This is a genomic window from Paenibacillus sp. FW126-R14 (assembly GCF_058789495.1).
The window spans coordinates 20,316-41,065 of sequence record NZ_JBYTBS010000007.1; the positions used below are offsets into that span (position 1 = coordinate 20,316).

Here is a 20,750-nt window from a genome sequence, read left to right on the forward strand (position 1 = left end):
ATTAAACGCCCGGCGTATGCTCGGGCTGCTCGCTCACAACGGTGCCGTCCGCCAGCCGCAGCCAAGTGTCGAAACTGCGCTCGCCTTGGCGAAGCCGGATCATCCGCGCGCCGCGAGGGAAGCCTTCTTGGCCGTATGTATTGTAGCCGGTTGCCCGGCCGTAGCAAAGCCGGATGCCGTGCAGCTCGCCCCAGAAATCGTTGATGTGATCGTGGCCGCAGAACGTGCCCATCACATCGCCCATCTCCGCCATGGCTGCGAATAGGCCCGAGTTGACGGGGGCGCAGCACACATTTTCGAGCTTATTGCCATAGCACGTCGCGGTATACCAGACCTGCTGGTATTCCGGCAGCGGTATATGGAAGAAAGCGAGCGCAGGCAACGGCTGTCCTCCATTGGCAGAGCCGAGCGTTCTTGAAGCTTCCTTGTACCAAGCGATTTGATCGCTGCGAATCCAATCGTAGCCTTTGATATGCGGCACGGGGGAGAGATTGCCCGAGTCAAAAAAATACAGGGCAAGGGCGTCTCGCCCATTGGCATCCTGAACGGACAACGTAAAATTGCCCACTCCGTTGATATCGCGAGAGCCGCGCTGTGTGACCGTGTGCGGATACTGGAGCACGGACTGCATAAGCTCCTCGCGCGAAATCACGGATTCGGTATCGTGATTGCCGAATACGACCGCCCACGGAATGCCGCGGGATTCCACGGCGCGGACGGCTTCCCGAAACGCCTCCAGCGGCTGTTCGCAGACAGGCTCGCCCAGCGTCACGTATCCGGTGTAAATGACGTCGCCTGTGAATACGACAAGATCAGGCTGTTCGGCCTCCAACACCTCTTCCATCAGCTTTCTCGTCTGAAGATCGAGAGTGCTGCTGTCTTTCCAATGCAAATCTGTAAATTGGGTGATCGTAAAGGTACGGTCTTCACGAAAAAATAATTGACGCTGCATAGATAGAGTCCTCCATGGGTTTAGGGTTGTTGTTTTCATGTGGTTTTATATTAAAATTTTGTTGTTTGTTGACCATTGTATATCCGGTTCTCCAGAACTGTCAATGCGCAATTTTCGTCTCCCCCAATCACAAGAAATGAACATGGCGTTAAAAAAAGTAGATTTACGATCCGGCACAATTCTCATACCTTTAAGATATGACTTGATTTTGTTATATAAGAAGGGAGACGACACCCGTGTCAGATGCGAAGTTTGAACTGCGCTGCTTGAACTCAATAGCCAAAGTGATCGCTCATCAGGAGCCCGACTCCCGCTATACCCTTGAAAGAGCGACGATGCTCAAGAACGAGGTGTACTCGTTTCAAGTGGCTTACCGGTCCGAGCAATTGGTCAAAGGATTGCGCCTGGAGATCGCTTCACCTTTGGCCGCTTGCATGACCGTCAGAAAAGTAGGACTCGCTCCGAGTGAGCTTACCATGTTTGGAGATCATGACGGATACCTGCTCAGCGAACAGCCAGGCTTGTATCCGGATCCCTTGCTGCCGCTGGAGGATGGCGGCGAGATTGTGCTCCCCAAATGCTGGGGCTCTTTCTGGGTGACGGTGGATTTGCGGGAACACGCCGAGCCGGAAGAAGGTTTATATCCAATTGATATTGCGCTAATCGCAGCGGACGGCGCTCAAGTCGGCTCGCAGCGCATTCATTTGCAGGTCTTAAACGCTTCTTTGCCGCAGCAAAAGCTAATCCGAACCGAATGGTTTCATACGGATTGCTTGGCGAACCATTATCAAGTGGACGTTTTTAGCGAGGAACACTGGAGACGAATCGAGCAGTATGTCCGTACGGCGGTGAAACAAGGCGTAAACATGCTGTTAACGCCGCTTTTTACGCCTCCTCTGGATACGGAGGTTGGCGGCGAGCGAACCACTGTGCAGCTAGTGGGCGTGGAGCGGGATGAGCAGGCGTACCGCTTTGATTTTACATTGCTGGAGAGATGGATTGCGCTGGGTGAACGCTGCGGGGTTCAATACTATGAGTTCTCTCATTTATTCACGCAGTGGGGAGCGCAGTTCGCTCCCAAAATTATGGCGACAGAGCAGGAACAGCTGAAGCGAATTTTCGGCTGGGAAACCGACGCATCGGGAGAGGCATACGGAACGTTCCTTGAAGCCTTGCTGCCTGAACTGGATCGGTTTATTCAGGAGCGCGGGCTTGGAGATCGCGTATTTTTCCATGTATCGGATGAACCGACTTTAGATCAGTTGGACTCGTATCGAAAGGCGGCCAGCCAGATCAGCAAGTTCCTTGGCAATTATCCGACGTTCGATGCGCTGTCCGATTATGAATTTTATGCGCATGGCCTCATAAACACGCCTGTTGTAGCCAATAATCATATTGATGAATTCATTAGCCGCGGCGTAGATAATCTATGGACTTACTATTGCTGCGCGCAGTATAAGCAAGTATCCAACCGCTTTTTTGTCTTCCCTTCCGAGCGCAACCGGATCATTGGCTGCCAGCTGTACAAATTTAATATCAAAGGCTTCCTTCACTGGGGGTATAACTTCTGGTATTCCCAATATGCGCGCAAAATGCTGAATCCCTTCGTCCAGACGGACGCCGACCGGGCTTTTCCTTCCGGAGACGCTTTCCTTGTCTATCCCGGCGAGGAGGGGCCAATTGAATCCATTCGGATGCTCGTATTTTATGAAGCTTTGCAAGACTTGAGGGCGCTTGAAAAGCTGGAGAGCCTCATTGGCCGCGAGAGTACACTTGCGCTCATCGAAGAGGATCTCGACACGCCGCTAACCTTCAGTGAATATCCGCATGATCCGGAGTGGATCATGCAGAAGCGCGAGAAGATCAATCTCCTCATCGCCTCGCGTTGACAGGGCAACCTCCTGCTTATACACTAGATGAAAACAACATGAAACATCACAATGTTGCTATCATCGGTCATAGGCAGGAGGTTATTTATGTCGTTAACATTCGAGGATCGCAGAATGAAGATTCTGAACCATTTGGAGATGGAAGGGAAAGTGCAGGTTCTTCATTTGTCCGAGCTCCTCAGCGTTTCTACGGAAACGATCCGGCGGGATCTGGATCGCTTGGAGAAGGAAGGCAAGCTGCGCAAGGTGTACGGTGGCGCTGTCAAAATGCGCATGGAACTGGTCGAGCCGCCTTTTCTGAGACGGACGCAAATGATGAAGAGCGAGAAAGCGGCGATCGGCAGGGCGGCTGCTTCTATCGTGCAGGACGGCGAAACGATCATGCTGGATAACAGCACGACGACGCTGGAGATCTTGCCCTACCTGAAGGATCATACGAATGTAACTTTGATCACCCACTCTGTCCCTGTGCTTAATCTCGCCATGGAGCTGTTTAGCGGGCGAATTATTTTCATTGGCGGGGAAGTGAATCTGGAATACAAAGCGGCGACCGGCGTGCTTACGGATCAAATGCTGGATCAATTCAAGGTGAATAAAGCGTTTATTTCGGTCGGCGGCATTTCGCTTGTCGATGGAATCACAGACTTTCATTTGGCTGAAGCGGTTATTTCGCGGAAAATGATGCAGCGGGCGGAGGAGTCCATTCTGGTTGCGGACCACTCCAAATTCGGCATGTCGACTTTCGCCCGAGTGGCCAAGCTGGACGAAATTTCGATGCTGATCACAGATAGCGGTTGTCCGAAGGAATGGATTGATACGCTCGAAGGGCTGGGCATTGAAGTGCTGATCGGCGAGTAACAGATATAGTCAAGGCAAATCTAATCAAGGCAAACACGGAGAATCGCTGCCGAACCGCTTGCATGAAGCGGCGAGGGAGCGTTTTTTCCTTTATCTATATGGGAATTCTCATAAAATGAGGATGCTGCAAATAGAAGCGATGCCCTTTCTTAAGAAAACAATACGACTGAAAAATAAGCGATATACGGCACCCCTCTGCGGCATGTATGCTTCATTCACAGGGCTAATCCGCTTACGGCGTTAGCGCCAATTCATCCATAATCATCAAGGGGAGTGTTTCTATGAAAAGAAATCAAGCATTCAAAGTGCTTCCTGTACTTGCCTCCGTGCTCGTACTATCCTTAGTGACCGCTTGCGGCAATTCAAGCACAACGAAAGAAGCAAACGGCAGCACAGCTCCAGCCGCAACTTCATCCGTTTCCAAAGATCCGGTGAAAGTGACGCTATGGACTCCGATGAATCCGAATGCGAAAGCAGTCGTCAAAAGCTTAAATGAACTTCCGATGGTGCAAGAATGGGCGAAAAAGACGAATGTCACCTTCGACTTCCAACATTCATCCGGAAATACGCCGCAGGACGATGTTCAGCAGTACGGTGTTATGGTTGCTTCCAATAACCTGCCGGATTCGATGCTGTGGAACTGGAACAGCGTGCAGGGCGGTACGTCCAAAATGTTCAAAGACGGCACGATCATTAAATTGAATGACCTGATCGAAAAAAATGCGCCGAATTTGAAAAAAATCTTGGACGCTAATCCGCAAATCGCCAAACAAATCAAAGCGGACAACGGCGATATTTACGTGCTGCCTCACTTAAAGGTCGGTCAATACGGCCAGTACAAAACGTTCAGCGGGATGGTCATCCGCCAGGATTGGCTTGAAGAGCTTGGTTTGCAAGCGCCGGAAACGATCGATGAGTGGGAAACCGTGCTAAGAGCTTTCAAAGAGAAGAAAGGCGTAATTCCTTTCACACTAAACAAAAGCTATCCGCTTTCATTCGCTGACTTCGCAGGCGCATACGGCGTTGCCGGCATGTCAACGATTGCCAATGCGAGCTCCTTCTATATCGATGGCGGCAAAGTGAAGTTCGGCCCTACGCAGCCGGAGTTTAAGCAATATTTGACGACGATGCAAAAATGGTACAAAGAAGGCTTGATCGATCCGGACTTCGCTTCCAATGACACGAAAACGATGGATGCGAAAATCACATCAGGGAAAGCGGGAGCTTTCTACGGCTTCATCGGCGGAAGCATCGGGACGTACACGCCGGCGCTGCAAAAAACAGATCCGAAAGCGAAGCTCGCTGCTGTGCAATATCCGGTTCTGAAAAAAGGCGACGAGCCTAAATTCGTCCAAGCGTCATGGGAGTACGACAATATCGGAACCGTTATTACAAGCACGAATAAACATGCGGCAGAAACGGTAAAAGCGATCGACTACCTGTATAGTGACGAGGGCGCTATGCTCAAAAACTTCGGTGTGGAAGGCCAAACGTACACGAAAGTTGACGGACAGCCGAAGTACACGGACTTGATTTTGAAAAACCCGGACAACTTGCCGATTTCTCAAGCCATGGCCAAATATTTTATTGCCAACTACGGCTTCTCCGGTTTGGATGATGACCGTTACAACGACCAGTACTATCAATTGCAAGCTCAAAAAGATGCGGTTAAGCTGTATGCCAAATATGCGAACAACGCTTATAAAGTGATGCTGCCGCCAGTTGTTCTCTCTACGGATGAAGCAAAAGAGTCTGCGAAGATCCTGAACGATGTAAGCACTCTGTTGACGGAGCAAATTACGAAAGTGGTCATGGGCGCTGCGAAAGTGGAAGATTACGATAAAACGATTGAACAAGTGAAAAAGATGAACATTGACCGTGCGGTTGAGATTTATCAAACAGCGACGGACCGTTATAACAAACGTTAATTCATAGCTTTAGCGGGGGGAGCGCCGTCTCCCCCTATTCACCACATAAGTAAGGAAGTGAGAACATGGCGAATTCCATTCGGGTTTTACTCGACGACATCAGAAAAAATCGCGCAATCTACCTGATGGTACTTCCGGTTGTGCTGTACTTCTTCATTTTTAAATATTTCCCGATGTATGGCGCTGTGATTGCCTTCAAGGATTTCAGCCCGGCGAAAGGGATTTGGGGCAGCGATTGGGTAGGCTTTGCGCATTTCAAAGATTTCTTTCAAAGCTATTATTTTGTTCGCGTGCTGCGCAATACGTTCTTGATTAGCTTTTATAATTTGATTTTCGGTTTCCCGGCGCCGATTATTCTTGCGATCCTGCTGAACGAGCTTCGTCAGAAGGTGTTCAAATCGATCGTGCAGACGGTTTCCTATTTGCCGCATTTTATCTCGATCGTCGTTATCTCAGGGTTGATTATTGATTTTACGAACCGTGGCGGTATCGTGAATTCGATCATTGTGTTCTTTGGCGGACAGGATTCAGCGCTGATGAACAATGCCGATAATTTCCGCACTATTTTCGTTTCCACATCGGTTTGGCAGGAACTCGGCTGGTCGTCCATTATTTACTTGGCTGCGCTTAGCGGAATCAATCCGGAACTATATGAAGCCGTTCGTGTTGACGGGGCGGGCAGATTCCGCCAAATCTGGAGCGTAACGCTTCCAGGACTTATTCCAACGATCATGATTCTGCTGATTCTGCGGATCGGCGGCTTGATGGAGGTCGGTTTTGAGAAAATCGTCCTGCTCTACAATCCGAATACGTATGAAACGGCCGATGTCATTTCCTCCTTTGTTTACCGGGAAGGGCTTGCTCAAGGGAACGATTACAGCTATACGACGGCTGTAGGGCTGTTCCAATCGATGATCAACTTTATTTTGCTTATTAGCGCTAACAGCATATCCCGCCGATTCTCGGGCAGCCGGTTGTGGTAGGAGGAAACTAACGATGAAATTAAGCGCATCTGAGCGTCTATTCGATATAGGTAATGCGATTCTAATGATATTGCTTATCATTTGTACGCTTTATCCGTTCTACTACGTGTTCATGGCCTCTATCAGCGACTCGAATTTGTTAATCCAGCATACAGGACCGCTTCTTAAGCCGCTGGGATTTAACTTAACCGCTTTTGAGAAAGTGATCGCGAACCCGAACATTTTGACCGGGTATGGCAATACCCTCTTGATCTTAATTCTGGGTACGGCGGTGAATTTGTTCTTTACAACGCTTGGCGCGTACGCCCTGTCCAGAAAATTCGTTCTGCGCAAGTTCCTGATGATCAGCATTGTCTTCACGATGTATTTCAGCGGCGGCTTGATTCCGACCTACCTGTTAATCAACAATTACCTGCACATGGGCAACAGCTACCTTGCGCTTATTGTGCCGGTGGCCATCTCCACCTGGAACTTGATCATTATGCGGACTTCGTTCGAAGCGATCCCCGAGGGGCTGATGGAATCCGCCAAGATTGACGGCGCAGGGGAATGGCGTATTTTGTTCCAGATCGTAGTGCCGCTGTCGATGCCGGTTATGGCCGTCATGGTGCTGTACTATGGGGTTGCGCACTGGAATTCTTGGTTTAATGCGATGCTCTTCCTGCATGACCGGGATAAATTTCCGCTGCAGCTCATTCTTCGCGAGATTCTCGTACAGAACAGCACGGATTCCATGACCACCGGAACGGGTAACGCGAACGATACGCAAGCGATTGGAGAAAGCATTAAATATGCAACCATTATGGTTGCGACCTTACCGATTCTGATTGCCTATCCTTTTTTGCAAAAATATTTTGTGAAAGGCGTTATGGTTGGCGCGATCAAAGAATAACTTCCCAGGGCCTGTTCTCTTTTTGATTGTTCGAAAAGAGGGCGGGATATTTGGGTTTTGGTGCTTTGGGGCGGGAAAACGCTAAAAAAAGATGATGCTGCAAAAATCGTAGATGTACATAAGCGGTAAAAGATGGGATAATTCGCATACAGCACGAGTAGTAGGGAGGGCCTCTTGATGAAACGGAGCGTATATCTTTTTTGGCTGTATTCGAACTTAACCATTCTTTGTATCCCCATTGTCATCACGATGTTGGTGCTTTTTCAATCGCAGCTTTTATTGAACTCGGAAGTGATCCGATCCAATAAAGCACTGCTCAATCAGGTGAAGCAATCCCTGGATAATCAATTTAAGGATATTAAACGGATGGGGCTTCAGCTCTCTTTGGACCCTAAAGTTATTAAATATGTGAATCAATCGGACTATACAAGTTCCCAAGTTAAACTGGACACGCTTGACCTTATTACGTCACTGCGTTCCTATGCCGCTTCCAACGGAGATATCAACGATTTATATGTGTATATGAAAAAGCAGCATTTCGCTGTAACTACCTCGACGATGAATCAAGATGAGCTTCTTTTCCAATTACTGCACGAAAATAATAAAGGGCTGACTTTTAAAAAGTGGAGCGACAGCATGGAAAAGATCTACTTCGGTAATTTTCTGCAATTAGCCGAAGACGATATGGTGTACATGCAGTCTCTGCCTATCCAAAATGCCGACGAAGCGCCGGCGACACTGGTGGTCATGCTGAATGCGGAGCGCTTGAAAGCCGCAATCTCGAACATTCAGCTGGCCCAAGCCGGCATTGTGCTGATTCTGGATTCGGCTAATAAGCCGATCATGATCGCGGGCGAGTCTGGGCACGTTGCCGAGCTTGATTTTGCACGGATTTCATCAGCGGCGGAAGGCTCGTTCAGTCAGCAATGGGACAAGGAAGAAGTGACGGTTTCCTACGTTTCCTCCGTTGAAAATGAGTGGAAATATGTCTCCATCGTGCCTACGAAAATTTATTCGGCCAAAGTTAGCCAGTTGCGCTCATGGATTTATGCGGGCTTATTTCTATGTATTTTCGTCGGGGGGCCGATGTCCGTCTGGTTGACGCGCAGGCATTATATGCCGATTCGCCGCATGGTGGATCTCGTGTCTCCCAAGGTGAAATCGAACATGCAGGGCATTAAAGACGAGTTCCTGCTGCTGCAATCCTTCATGTCGGAGAACGCTGCCTTTCAGGATACGGCGAACACGACGATTCAGAAGCAGCAAAATGTGCTGCGCAGCCATTTTCTGGCGCGGCTGCTTAAGGGGAGAGTGGAAAGCGGTTCCGCACTGGCCCAAGCCATGGAATCGTTCGATTTGCGATTCCAAACGAACCGTTTCGCGGTCTTGCTTTTTCATATCGGCGATTATGCGCCTTTATTTAGTGACAGCTCCTCGCGCGATGCCGAGTCCAAGCTGCAGTATGTCTACTACATTGTGACGAACATTACGGAAGAGCTGATCGGGCGCAAGCACACGGTCTTTACGACGGAAGTGGACGGGATGATCGCTTTTCTCGTCAATATTCAGCATGAGGATGAAGCTCAGGGCAAGCAGGATTTAATAGACGTTGCGCAAGAGGCGCAGGGGATTATTCAGGGGAAATTTTATATTCAGCTGACGATCGGCATCAGCGATATTCATCCGACGCTGACGGGGATTCCGTATGGATTTGATGAGGCGCTGGAAGCGCTGGAGTACAAATTTGTCATCGGTCCGAGCCAGATCATTCCGTTTGACCGGATCAAACGGCCGAAGAACGAGCTGTATTATCCGCTCGATATGGAGCGCCAGCTCATCAATCATATCCGGACAGGGCAGTACGAGGAGGCCATGGAGGCAGTCAGCGAGCTGATCGTTACGAATGTGTCGGACGGCACGCTGTCGCTGCAGTTGGGCAAGCTGCTCATGTTTGAGCTAATCGGCACGATTTTGAAAGCGATTGAGCATCTGGATCAAGGACCGAACGAGCTGGCTGTTGAAAAGCATGCGTTAATCAAGGAGCTGACGCAGTGCGAATCGTTCGCGGAAATTGAAAATGAAATTTATAAGTTTTTAAAAACCGTCTGCGATTACGTCGACTCCAAGAAGAAAAGTCACAATACGAATCTGAAGGATCATGTGCTGAGCTATATTGACGAGCATTTGGCGGATATGGATTTGAGCCTGACGTCGCTGTCGCTGAAGTTTGATGTGAATGCGCCGTATTTGTCCCGTTTCATCAAAGAGCAGTCCGGGGAGACGTTCATCGATTACGTCAACAAGCAGCGCGTCGGGTTAGCCAAAAAGCTGATGATGGAAACCGATGACACGATCACGGATATTACGCAAAAGGTCGGGTTTTCCAATAGCAACACCTTCATTCGTGTGTTCAAGCGCTATGAGGGAATTACACCGGGGCAGTTCAGAAAAGGCGATCAGCTATGATCGTCTTTTTGGGCATGGTGCCTCGGCTTGAATTCGCTCGGCGATTGGCCGGTCCAGCGCCGGAATTGCCGTGAGAAGTGGCTGGCCGAATGGAAGCCCAGCTTCTCCGCGATGTCCGTCATCGGCAGATGGGTCGTGACGAGCAGCTCCTTGGCCAGCTTCAGCTTCTGCTGGCTGACGTACTGGCGGGGAGACAGCCCGTACACCTTGGCGAACAGCTTGCTGCACTGGCTGCGGCTGAGGTTCATCTCCTTCGCAACCCCCGTCACGGTCGCCTCCTCGCATAGACCGAGCGAGAGCTTCTCTTCGATCATGTGCGCGATATCGGCCGTGAAGAGCGAGGGATCTTTATCGGGTGCTGCGCGATGCCCGCTAGCTGTCCCGTGCTCGCGAAACAGCTGAAGCACATCGTGAATGATGAGCAGCGTATAAGACTGGAGCAGCAGCTTATCCTCGAAGCGCAGGAGGGAGGGCTCCGGCGGTGCTTCCGCTTCGCGGTGTTCGGCATGATGGCGGTGCATGACGGCCTCCAGCTCGCTTACATAGAAGCTGAGCTTGCTTGGCTCGGCTTGCTTGTGCCGGATAAGCCGGTAGGGCATAGCGGAAAGCAGGCTGCGAATCTCGGGGTCGTCCAGGTCGAAATGCACATTAAAGAAGCCATAGTCCGTGGAGGCGATGTTGGAGGATTGATGCCTGACGCCGGATTTGATCAGCAGCCAGTCCCCTTTGCGCATCGTCACGGTATCGCGGTTGATTTCATGAACGACTTCGCCTTCCACACAGAACAGAAGCTCAAACAAATGGTGATGATGCCGGGGGAAATGCCAACCTGGGGGTTTCAACCCGAAATGGCATCCTATCACCTGAAGCGTATTAATAATATTAGGGAAACGATATAAATCCTCCGACCGTTGTTCCACAAGTTGTTCCTCCCGTTCGTGCTCGCATTTGTTTCATCATACCATGGGAAATGGCACATTTGGTATAGAAAATGATCCATTTGGCGATGGAGAATGGAACCCCTTTCAGCGATGATGAAGGTAGATTGTTTCAAAACATGAATCCATAGCACTCATAATCCGGAGGGATGAACGTGGCCATTTTAGAAGCCAAAGATAAGCAATTTCTATTAGATGGAGAGCCATTTCAAATTTTATCAGGAGCCATTCATTATTTTCGCGTGGTTCCTGAATATTGGGAGGACCGGCTGCTGAAGCTCAAAGCGTGCGGCTTTAACACCGTAGAAACGTATGTGCCTTGGAATTTGCATGAACCGCAGGAAAATGAATTTAACTTTGAAGGACTTGCTGACGTTGAGCGCTTCATTACGTTGGCTGGCAAGCTCGGGCTGCATGTGATCGTCCGGCCAAGCCCTTACATCTGTGCGGAGTGGGAATTCGGCGGATTGCCGGCTTGGCTGCTGCAGTATTCGTATATGAAGCTTCGGTGCATGGAAGGCGCGTATTTGCAAAAAGTAGACCGCTACTATGATGAGCTGATCCCAAGATTAACTCCGCTGCAAAGCACAAACGGCGGTCCGATTATCGCCATGCAAATCGAAAACGAGTACGGCAGCTACGGCAATGACACGGCGTATTTATCGTATTTGCGCGATGGGCTGATCAAGCGCGGCGTGGATGTTCTGCTGTTTACATCGGACGGTCCGGAGGATGGCATGCTGCAAGGCGGGACGGTTCCCGGCACGCTGGCGACCGTCAACTTCGGCTCGAGACCGGAGGAGGCGTTCGAGAAATTCCGCGAGTATCGTGCAGACGAACCGCTTATGTGCATGGAGTATTGGAACGGCTGGTTCGATCACTGGCTGAAGCCCCACCACACCCGCGATGCCGGCGATGTCGCGGATGTCTTCGACCGCATGCTGCGCGCCGGCGCTTCCGTGAATTTCTACATGTTTCACGGCGGAACCAACTTTGGCTTCTACAACGGAGCGAACTTTGGCGACAAGTACGAAGCGACGATTACCAGCTATGACTACGATTCACCCCTATCGGAGTGTGGGGATGAAACGGAGAAGTATCGCGCCGTCCGCAGTGTCATCGCGCGCTATCTGGAGAAAGACGAGAAGGAGTTCCCGGCATTTCCTGCGCCTATTCCGAAGAAAAGCTACGGCCTCGTCTCGCTAACGGAAAAAGCAGATTTGCTTGGGCAGCTTGAGCAGCTTTCCGTGCCTGTTAAGCGCATCTGCCCGGAACCGATGGAGATGGTTGGCCAAAACTACGGCTTCATCGTCTATTCGACACACGTATCTGGCCCGCGAACCGGCGAAAAGCTGCACTTGCAAGAGGTGCATGACCGCGCCCAAGTTTTCTTGGACGGCGTCTATCAAGGCACCGTAGAGCGCTGGGACCCGCGTCCTCTCCCGTTGGACATTCCTGCCCAAGGGGCAAAGCTGGACATCGTAGTCGAGAACATGGGCCGTGTTAACTACGGGCCGAAATTGAAGGACTTCAAAGGCATTACTGAGGGCGTGCGCTTTAACAATCAATTTTTGTTTGATTGGACGATTTATCCGCTGCCGCTGGACAATATTGGCGCGATTCCGTTTGTGGGTTCGGCGGCGAGTGCGGGTCAGGGGCAGGATCAAGATCAAAGTCAAAATCAAGACCAAGATCAAAGTCAAAGTCAAAGTCAAAGTCAAGATCAGGATCAGGAGCGCCCTACGTTCTACCGCGGGGAATTTATCGTCGAAGAGGCTGGAGACACCTTCGTTCGTTTGGACGGCTGGTCCAAGGGCGTTGTGTGGATCAATGGCTTTAATCTTGGGCGTTATTGGGAAAAAGGCCCGCAGCGTACGTTGTATTTGCCGGCGCCGTTACTGCGGAAGGGCAGCAATGAAATCGTCGTCTTCGAGCTGCATCGTACCGAGAAGCCGGTTATTGCATTGACGGATGCGCCGGACTTAGGCTAAACAGGAAGCGGGGGACTGACTGACATGGCATCGACGTCAAAAAAGGCTGTTAAAAGGGTCATCATCCTAGGGATTGACGGTGCGGGGACATTCATCCGCGAGGCCGATACCCCTTATATGGATGTGCTGCTTGCGGGAGGGGCGCAAACGAGCCAGGCTCGCACGGCCTATCCTTCCAACAGCGGAGAGTGCTGGGGATCGCTTCTGCATGGGGTAACGCCGCAGCGGCATGAGTCCCATGTGCACATTCAGCAGAACAGGAACTATCCGGCGGGCTCGCCGACACCGTCGATATTCCAGATCTTGAAGGAAGCGCGGCCTGACAGCACAATGGCCGCATTCGTCTCATGGAAGCCGATTATAACCGGCGTTATTGAAGAGATTCAGGGGATGGAAAAATACGCTGCGCCGGATGAAGCGCTGGTTCCTGCTATCGGAGACTACCTCCGTTCGCATCCCGGGCTTGAGCTGCTGTTCGTTCAGCTGGACGATGTGGATGCCGCCGGCCACCGGCATGGGTATGGGGACGGCTCCGTGGAATATTTGAAAGCCATTACGCGGTCTGACCAACAGATCGGCGAGATCGGCAGAGCTCTGCTAGAAGCGGGGATGCTGGAAGACAGCCTTCTCATCATTACAACGGATCATGGCGGCGGCGGGTTGGACGCTTTCAATCACGGGAGTGACGCACCGCAGGATATGACCATTTTATGGGGCTGCCGCGGGCCTGGCGTTAGCCCCGAAGCCGACTTGTCGGGCTTGTCCATCATGGACACGGCAGCGGTCGCGCTTCATGCGCTTGGCCTGCCGGTCCCGCGCGATTGGGATGCCAAGGTGCCGGCTGGCTTGCTGACATAGATTACAGGACAGCTCGATGATCATCATCGGGCTGTCTTTTTTTGCTGATTATGCTGTGAAACAAGCTTAACGCTTCCGGGGATACCCTATCATGTCCCCGACCCCTTGCTGTAATGCTGACTTGCACCGCCTACTTACCTATCGAGTCCCCGAACCCTTGCTGTAATGCTGACTTGCACCGTCTACTCTATGCAGAACCGCCCCACTGTCCTCGATAGCACTGTGAAACAAGCTTAACGCTTCCGGGAATACCCTATCGAGTCCCCGACCCTTGCTGTAATGCTTATTTGCATCGCCTAACTTATGCCGAACGCGCCACGGAGCCTCCCATGACACCTCTCTCCCGCCTCTAAGTTGTATTTTGTACAACATAATGGCGGTCCGCGCCCTACATTTCAGCCCTTCATTGTATAAAATACAATGATTTTAGCCCGAATAGCCTCAAACCAACGGTTCTCAGCCTAAAACGTTGTACAGAGTACAACATATAGGAGCGCGGAGGCCTAAACATAGCCATAATATTGCACAAAGTACAATATAGATAAGATGGCATCGCCAGGCTTACGCTTTTAGAAGCAGAAAGGCACTCCCGCGCGTCCCGCCAGTGAGCCGATGCACCTTCCTGCGCAAGGACAACTTCCTTGCTACTGTATTTCCTTGCCTGAACGGATGCATCATGCGAAAATGAGTAGTAACTGAAAAAACCGATAGCTGCACCATACCGATCCTGTTTCTCACGATGGAAGCAAGAATGGTGTAGGAGAATTTGAGCTGGAAGAGGGAGTCATATTTATCATGGTACACTTGAGCCTAGAAATGTTGTTGTTCGTCATCGTAGGCGGATTTTTGGCGGCATATGTTGATTCTGTCGTGGGAGGTGGGGGACTAATCGCGCTTCCTGTTCTGCTTGCAACGGGCATGCCTCCGGCGATGGCTTTGGGAACGAACAAACTGGCGGGAACGATGTCGTCGCTGACCAGCACGATTTCCTTTATGCGATCAGGCAACATTGATATCAAAGCAGTGAAGGGCCTGTTCTTGTTGTCATTGCTGGGAGCCGTTTGCGGAACATCGGTGCTGCGGCAAATTCCTTCGGACTTTTTGAGGCCGATGGTCGTCGTTATGCTGATTCTCATTACTGTCTATACGATTTTTCGGAAAAACTGGGGAGACCGCTCGACGTTCCGCCAGTACTCCACCAAAACAGCTCTGCTAATGGGGAGTGCCGCTTTCGGATTAGGTTTTTATGATGGTTTTTTCGGACCCGGTACGGGTTCCTTTCTGATATTCGTTTTTCTTATGCTGGGCTTTGATTTTGTGAAAGCGGCAGGGAACGCCAAGGTGCTGAATTTTGGAAGCAATGTAGCGAGCTTGGCTACGTTCATGGCGCTCGGCTCCATCAACTACGGAATTGGAATTCCGATGGGCATCGCAATGATCTGCGGTTCCTTGTTAGGTTCGCGCATGGCGATCCGCAAAGGTTCGGCGTATGTTCGGCCTTTATTTCTTACCGTTTGCATCCTTCTTATTGGCAAGCAGCTATGGGATTTATTTTAAGGGATGAAGGCCTTGGATTGCGAATTGACCGTCGGTTATGGTAGTATTTTATATATATGATGAAAAGGAGGTGAAGGTAGGATGAATCGAGAGTTTGTGAACAACCGTGTGAGCCAGTTACCTATCGCGATGGCTGGCATCGTTCATGCAGCAGCCAACAACGGGAGAAGTCTGTCCAAATTTGCATATACGGTTTCACAACTCACGCAAAGACACCTACCTTAGCCTCAATCGGAGCTATCCGCAAAGGTCGTAGGAATTTTCCTGCGGCCTTTTTTGCTATGCTCAGGATGTTCAGGTTAGGGTCTTTCATAACCTAGGAGGATCCTTAACGATGTTAATTATAAACGGTCAAAATATAAAGAAATACCACGGCGCCCAGTTGGTGCTTGAAGATGTTACTTTTGAAATTCATCATGGCGAACGAATCGGTTTGGTCGGAAGAAACGGCAGCGGCAAATCGACCCTGCTGCGGCTCATTTCCAAAATGGAAAAGCCGGACGAAGGGCAGCTGACTGTGCGCAAAGATACGCGAATCGGCTATTTAGCCCAAATCCCGACCGAATGGGAGAACGGCACGGTGTACGATGTGCTTGCGGCTAGTTTGGCGGAGCTTCTGGAGTGCCGGGCCGCGATGACGGAGCTGGAGCAGCGCATGTCGGAGTCGGAGTCGGCGGCGGCTGGTCAGCTCGATCAGCTGTTGGGGCGGTATGCGCAGCTGCAGGAGCGCTTCGAGCGGGAAGGCGGCTATGAGCTGGATGCCAGAATTGACCAGGTGGCAAGCGGGCTCGGCATAGCCCGGGAGATGTACGGACGGAGCTTCGACTCGCTGTCCGGTGGAGAGAAGACCAAGATTGCGCTCGCTTCCCAGTTGGTTGGCAAGCCGGATTTGCTGCTGCTCGACGAGCCGACGAATCATCTCGATTTAGTTGGCGTGGAATGGTTGGAGGAGTACTTGACCCAGTATGAAGGCGCGTGCTTGATTGTGTCTCATGACCGTTACTTTTTGGATCGTGTCGTCACTAAGATTGTGGAGTTGGAAGACGGGGAGTCGTCAACCTATTTGACTGCTTATTCGGGATACATGAAGGAGAAAGAAGTCCGGCTGCTGCAGCAATTCGCGGATTACCAAGAACAGCAGAAGGTCATCAAGAAGATGAAGGAGACGATCAAGCAGCTGACGGAATGGGGGCGTATCGGTGGAAACGAGAAGTTCTTCCGCCGGGCTGCATCCATGCAGAAAGCGCTGGATCGGATGGAGAAACTGAAGCGCCCGGTCCTTGATCCGAAAGCGGCGGAGTTCGGGCTGAAGGTGGAAGACCGCTCCGGTAAGCGCGTGATTGCGTTCGAGGACGTAAGTAAGCGGTATGGGAATAAAGTGCTGCTTCAACAGGCAAACGGCTTGCTGGAGTATGGCGAGAAAGTGATGCTTCTGGGGCATAACGGTTCAGGGAAAACGACGCTGCTCAAAATGCTGCTGGGCGAGGTGCTCCCTGACAGAGGCGAGCTGGAAATTGGCGCACGCGTAGACATTGGCTACTTGGCGCAGCAGGAGTACCCGGAGGACCGGAAGAAGTCGGTCCTGGCCTACTTCTGTGAGGAAGCCCGGATGGAAGAAGGAGAGGCAAGGGGAAGGCTCGCCGCTTATTTGTTTTACGGCGCCGACGTATTCAAGCCGGTCAGCTCGCTCTCCGGCGGGGAGTGGACACGGCTGCGGCTGGCGCTGCTTGTGCTTCGCAAGCCGAACCTGCTCATTTTGGATGAGCCGACGAATCATATGGACATCGCCTCAAGGGAGGCGTTGGAGGAAGCGCTCGAGGAGTTTCCTGGAACGGTGCTCGCGGTGACGCATGACCGTTATTTTATGAACCGGCTGGCCCAGAAAATATGGGAGCTGCATCAAGGGCGGATCACCGTTTATTTGGGCGGATTTGATGAATACAAAGCGAAGAGCGCTCAGCTGCGTGCGTCGCAGGCAGCGGGAGCGAGGGCCGATGCGGGAACAAGAGCGGATGCGAGAGCAGGGGTAAGAGCGGATGCGGGAGCAGGGGCAAGAGCGAATGCTGTAGCAGGGGTAAGAGCGGATGCGGGAGCAGGGGCAAGAGCGAATGCGGGAGCAGGGGCAAGAGCGGATGCGGGAGCAGGGGCGGCTTCGCGCGGGAGGTCTCGCAGCTCGGCTGCGTTCGCGCAGGAGAAGCTGGAGAAGCGAATCGCGGAGGAGGAAGCGCGGCTCAGCGGGCTGGATCAGGCGCTGGAGCTTGCCGCGGCGGATGAGCTGAGCCGGCTTTGGACGGAGCGCGAAGCGGTGCAGGCGGAGTTGGATCAGCTGTACGCAGAATGGATGCTGCTGACGGAGGAATAGTACAAGGGGGGCCATGGGCTCCCTTTTTGCTATGAATTGGCAGAGGAGAGGGAACTGTGATCCTCTATTTTGTTGTATAGCTTACTTTTGCCGAGTTCATGGTACCTAGGGGGCGCTATTGTGCTCTTTTGGGCGGAAATGCAGGTGTCTGTGAGCAAATAAGAGTCTGTAGTTCCACTAGTATTACGATTTTGGTTAATTTCTCCAAATAACGGTCCATAGTTCCCCCGTGCTTGCCCGATGTCCGGACTCCGTCTTCATTTTGAAACCAATCCGCCACTGTTCCGACATGGAAGTCGATTGTCCGAATGTGATAAGCTAAGAGTACAATAAAGGAGGCGATTGCTGTGATACAAGTATTTCCTGCGCACACGAGAAACAGCTCGGATTTGGGTTGGCTCAAAGGATACAAGAGCTTTTCATTTGGTGATTATTTTGATGAAAATAATACGGGTTTCGGCGTTATGCGCGTGTGCAATTATGATGAAATTGCCGCGGGCCGGGGCTTTGGACCGCATCCGCACAGCGATATGGAAATTGTCAGCGTCGTTCTCAGCGGAGCAATTAAGCATGAGGATAGTTTAGGGAATGTGGCGGTAACGGCAGCGGGCGGCGTTCAGCGCATGTCAGCGGGAAGCGGCGTGATCCATGCCGAGTATAATGCCTCCGAAACGGAGCCTCTCAGCCTGTTCCAGCTTTGGTTTATGCCGGCGAAACGGGGGACGGAGCCTTCTTTTGAAAATGTGGTTTATGTGCCGGAAGCCATGACGAATGCCCTGCTGCCCGTAGTCACGCCTGAAGGCGGCGAGCATAAAGCGAAAATCCATCAGGATATGAGCATCTACCTCAGCAAGCTGGAGGCTGGCAAAGAATTGCCGTTTCATCAAGGAGACAATCGGCGCATTTTTCTTATGGTCATAAGCGGGAAGTTAGCGGCTAATACTGCTGTTTTGGAAACAATGGACAGCGCCCGCATGGAGGCGGAGTCAGCGCTTGCGCTCCGTGCGATAGAAGATACGCATTTCATGTTAATCGATCTGCCATAAAAGGAGGCTGCGGTGATGAAGGAACTATTTTTGGTGAAGCATGCGGTAGGCGGCCGGGCATTTATCGATACAGGCAAGCAGCCTGTTGATTATGCGTGGAAGCAGGTCCAAGACCAATGGATTTTTACCGTGAAGATTGAGAAGGAGCGTATTGCGGAGCTTTTGAAATGGAAAAATGAACTTAATGTTTTCATTTTCCAAGAGCTAGAGAATGAGCCAACACGGAAGATCTGGTTTTATGTCGGCGATGATGCCGTTCAATATTCGGAGGAGCAGGGTGAATTGACGATTGTTGCTGTTTCCCAAATTGCCTACGTTCCCGATCAGTTTAGCGCTCAATTGTAGTTGATATAAGGAAGCCCTGCGGGAGCTTTCGCCAATCGGAATGGAGTTACACCTATGAAAGATGTTCAGGATCAACTGTTAGAAAAGGCTGTGCCTTTTATCAGAGAATGTTATAGCGAATTAGGCAAAAGCGCGAGTGAAACCGAAGCCCGCATTGCTGAAATTACCCTTGCCATTGAGTATGAAGGTACCTACGAGCACACGCTTCAAGAGCTGGAGCACGGGGCGAAAATGGCGTGGCGCAATAGCAATCGTTGTATCGGGCGATTGTTCTGGGAAACTTTGACGGTGCAGGATGCCCGGCAAGTAAAAACGGAAGATGAGATGGCGGAAGCTCTGTTTCGGCATATTGAAATGGCGACGAACGACGGCAAAATCCGCCCGGTCATCACTATTTTTCCTCCAACGCGGGATTCCGTACCTGGGGCTTTTATTCATAATGCGCAGCTGATTCGGTATGCGGGCTATAAAACGGAGGATGGGATCGTGGGCGATCCGGCATCCGTGCAAATCACGGCAAGATGCCAGTCTCTCGGATGGCAGGGGGCGGGAACGCCTTTTGATGTCTTGCCGCTGCTTCTCCAGATGGGGGATCATGCGCCTCAATGGTTTGAGATACCTAGCGGGCTGGTCAAGGAAGTGAACATTGCGCATCCGGATATCGCGGCATTCGCGGATTTGCGCCTCAAGTGGTACGCGGTGCCGATCGTTTCGAACATGTACCTTGAAATGGGGGGCCTTCATTACCCGGCGGCGCCTTTTAACGGCTGGTATATGGGGACAGAAATCGGAGCGCGGAATTTCGCCGATGAAGAGCGCTATAACCTGCTTCCGCGAGTAGCCTCTGTGATGGGCTTGGATACGCGGCGCGACGCCTCCCTATGGAAAGACCGGGCTCTTGTTGAGTTGAATGTGGCTGTGCTGCATTCCTTTCAATCGCAAGGCGTCGCCATCGTGGACCATCATACCGCAGCGCGGCAGTTCAAGCGGTTCGAGGAGAAAGAGGAGCGGGCGAACCGTGAAGTCACAGGCGACTGGACGTGGCTCATTCCGCCGCTTTCTCCGGCGACGACGCATATTTTCCACCAGCATTACAGCAATGAAGTGAAGCTGCCCAATTTTTTTTATCGGGATGAAGAGTAGAGGAAACATGGCAGGCGCCTATGGCGGCCTGCTTTTTTTCGGTTTCTGCGTTATGGGACCCAACCAATGCTGGGAGTTCTACCTTGAGGGGTGTCCACATGCTAGGGAGCCTATTGGCATCCGGAGTGCTATGGGCCGAGTAATTTTGCTGTACGAAGTGACGTCTACAGGTCAAGTAACAATACTGCTCAAAGTGACCTTTACAGACCAAGTAACTTAACTGCTAGAATCGACCTCGACACACCAAGTAACCATACTGCTCGAAGTGACCTCTACTGGCTAAGTAACTTTACTGCTCGAAGTGAACTCTACAGACCAAGTAACCATACTGCTCGAAGTGACTTCTACAGACCAAGCAACAATACTGCTCGAAGTGACCTTTACAGACCAAGTAACCATACTGCTCGAAGTGACTTCCACAAGACAAGTAACTATACTTCTCGAAGCTACCTCAACACGCCAAGTAGCCATACTGCTCGAATCGACCTCTACACACCAAGTAACCATACTGCTCTAAGTGACCTTTACAGACCAAGTAACAA

General features: G+C 51.3%; 17 protein-coding genes. 15 read left to right on the top strand and 2 right to left on the bottom strand.

The annotated features are described in order from the left end of the window. Nucleotide 1: 1 nt before the first annotated feature. Nucleotides 2–952 carry a metallophosphoesterase family protein gene (locus AC3WRW_RS06800; protein ID WP_492545585.1) on the bottom strand — a complete coding sequence of 317 codons (951 nt, stop codon included), beginning with the start codon at nucleotides 950–952 and terminating at the stop codon, nucleotides 2–4. A 236-nt stretch (nucleotides 953–1,188) separates the two neighbouring features. On the opposite strand from AC3WRW_RS06800, the gene AC3WRW_RS06805 reads away from it, so the two are divergent. The 6 genes from AC3WRW_RS06805 (at nucleotide 1,189) to AC3WRW_RS06830 (ending at nucleotide 9,968) form a co-directional block, all read left to right on the top strand. Further along, on the top strand, nucleotides 1,189–2,841 hold the full coding sequence (locus AC3WRW_RS06805) for a DUF4091 domain-containing protein (protein ID WP_492545586.1): 1,653 nt from the start codon (nucleotides 1,189–1,191) through the stop codon (nucleotides 2,839–2,841). Nucleotides 2,842–2,928: 87 nt separating this feature from the next. Then, the gene (locus tag AC3WRW_RS06810) at nucleotides 2,929–3,699 is read left to right on the top strand and encodes a DeoR/GlpR family DNA-binding transcription regulator (RefSeq protein WP_492545587.1); all 771 of its coding nucleotides are present in this window, start codon (nucleotides 2,929–2,931) and stop codon (nucleotides 3,697–3,699) included. Nucleotides 3,700–3,980: 281 nt separating this feature from the next. Then, nucleotides 3,981–5,627 (top strand): type 2 periplasmic-binding domain-containing protein, encoded by a 1,647-nt coding sequence (locus tag AC3WRW_RS06815; protein WP_492545588.1) that lies wholly within the window; start codon nucleotides 3,981–3,983, stop codon nucleotides 5,625–5,627. Between the two features lie 65 nt (nucleotides 5,628–5,692). Further along, nucleotides 5,693–6,610, top strand: a complete 918-nt coding sequence (locus AC3WRW_RS06820) for an ABC transporter permease (RefSeq protein WP_492545589.1) — start codon at nucleotides 5,693–5,695, stop codon at nucleotides 6,608–6,610. 13 nt (nucleotides 6,611–6,623) lie between these two features. Further along, entirely contained in the window at nucleotides 6,624–7,502 is an 879-nt protein-coding gene (locus AC3WRW_RS06825) for a carbohydrate ABC transporter permease (protein WP_492545590.1), read from the top strand. A 177-nt stretch (nucleotides 7,503–7,679) separates the two neighbouring features. Then, nucleotides 7,680–9,968, top strand: a complete 2,289-nt coding sequence (locus AC3WRW_RS06830; protein ID WP_492545591.1) for a helix-turn-helix domain-containing protein — start codon at nucleotides 7,680–7,682, stop codon at nucleotides 9,966–9,968. Here the strand turns inward: AC3WRW_RS06830 and AC3WRW_RS06835 are convergent. Next, nucleotides 9,959–10,888, bottom strand: a complete 930-nt coding sequence (locus AC3WRW_RS06835) for an AraC family transcriptional regulator (RefSeq protein ID WP_492545592.1) — start codon at nucleotides 10,886–10,888, stop codon at nucleotides 9,959–9,961. The genes AC3WRW_RS06830 and AC3WRW_RS06835 overlap by 10 nt on opposite strands. A gap of 167 nt (nucleotides 10,889–11,055) precedes the next feature. Here AC3WRW_RS06835 and AC3WRW_RS06840 point away from each other — a divergent pair, with 167 nt between their 5' ends. The 9 genes from AC3WRW_RS06840 to AC3WRW_RS06880 all read left to right on the top strand — a co-directional run bounded on the left by AC3WRW_RS06840 (nucleotide 11,056) and on the right by AC3WRW_RS06880 (nucleotide 20,725). Beyond that, nucleotides 11,056–12,897, top strand: a complete 1,842-nt coding sequence (locus AC3WRW_RS06840; RefSeq protein WP_492545593.1) for a glycoside hydrolase family 35 protein — start codon at nucleotides 11,056–11,058, stop codon at nucleotides 12,895–12,897. Between the two features lie 24 nt (nucleotides 12,898–12,921). Continuing rightward, the gene (locus tag AC3WRW_RS06845) at nucleotides 12,922–13,755 is read left to right on the top strand and encodes an alkaline phosphatase family protein (protein WP_492545594.1); all 834 of its coding nucleotides are present in this window, start codon (nucleotides 12,922–12,924) and stop codon (nucleotides 13,753–13,755) included. Between the two features lie 795 nt (nucleotides 13,756–14,550). After that, nucleotides 14,551–15,312, top strand: a complete 762-nt coding sequence (locus AC3WRW_RS06850; protein ID WP_492545595.1) for a TSUP family transporter — start codon at nucleotides 14,551–14,553, stop codon at nucleotides 15,310–15,312. Between the two features lie 129 nt (nucleotides 15,313–15,441). Then, nucleotides 15,442–15,537 (top strand): RAxF-45 family protein, encoded by a 96-nt coding sequence (locus AC3WRW_RS06855; RefSeq protein ID WP_492545729.1) that lies wholly within the window; start codon nucleotides 15,442–15,444, stop codon nucleotides 15,535–15,537. Nucleotides 15,538–15,646: 109 nt separating this feature from the next. Next, the gene (abc-f, locus tag AC3WRW_RS06860; RefSeq protein ID WP_492545596.1) at nucleotides 15,647–17,674 is read left to right on the top strand and encodes a ribosomal protection-like ABC-F family protein; all 2,028 of its coding nucleotides are present in this window, start codon (nucleotides 15,647–15,649) and stop codon (nucleotides 17,672–17,674) included. A gap of 347 nt (nucleotides 17,675–18,021) precedes the next feature. Then, nucleotides 18,022–18,720 carry a pirin family protein gene (locus tag AC3WRW_RS06865; RefSeq protein WP_492545597.1) on the top strand — a complete coding sequence of 233 codons (699 nt, stop codon included), beginning with the start codon at nucleotides 18,022–18,024 and terminating at the stop codon, nucleotides 18,718–18,720. Nucleotides 18,721–18,735: 15 nt separating this feature from the next. After that, nucleotides 18,736–19,065, top strand: coding sequence for a hypothetical protein (locus AC3WRW_RS06870; protein WP_492545598.1), 330 nt, complete (start codon nucleotides 18,736–18,738; stop codon nucleotides 19,063–19,065). Nucleotides 19,066–19,119: 54 nt separating this feature from the next. After that, nucleotides 19,120–20,208: a nitric oxide synthase oxygenase gene (locus AC3WRW_RS06875; protein ID WP_492545599.1), complete on the top strand. Its 1,089-nt coding sequence runs from the start codon at nucleotides 19,120–19,122 to the stop codon at nucleotides 20,206–20,208. Nucleotides 20,209–20,509: 301 nt separating this feature from the next. Next, nucleotides 20,510–20,725, top strand: coding sequence for a hypothetical protein (locus tag AC3WRW_RS06880; protein ID WP_492545600.1), 216 nt, complete (start codon nucleotides 20,510–20,512; stop codon nucleotides 20,723–20,725). Nucleotides 20,726–20,750 lie beyond the last annotated feature (25 nt).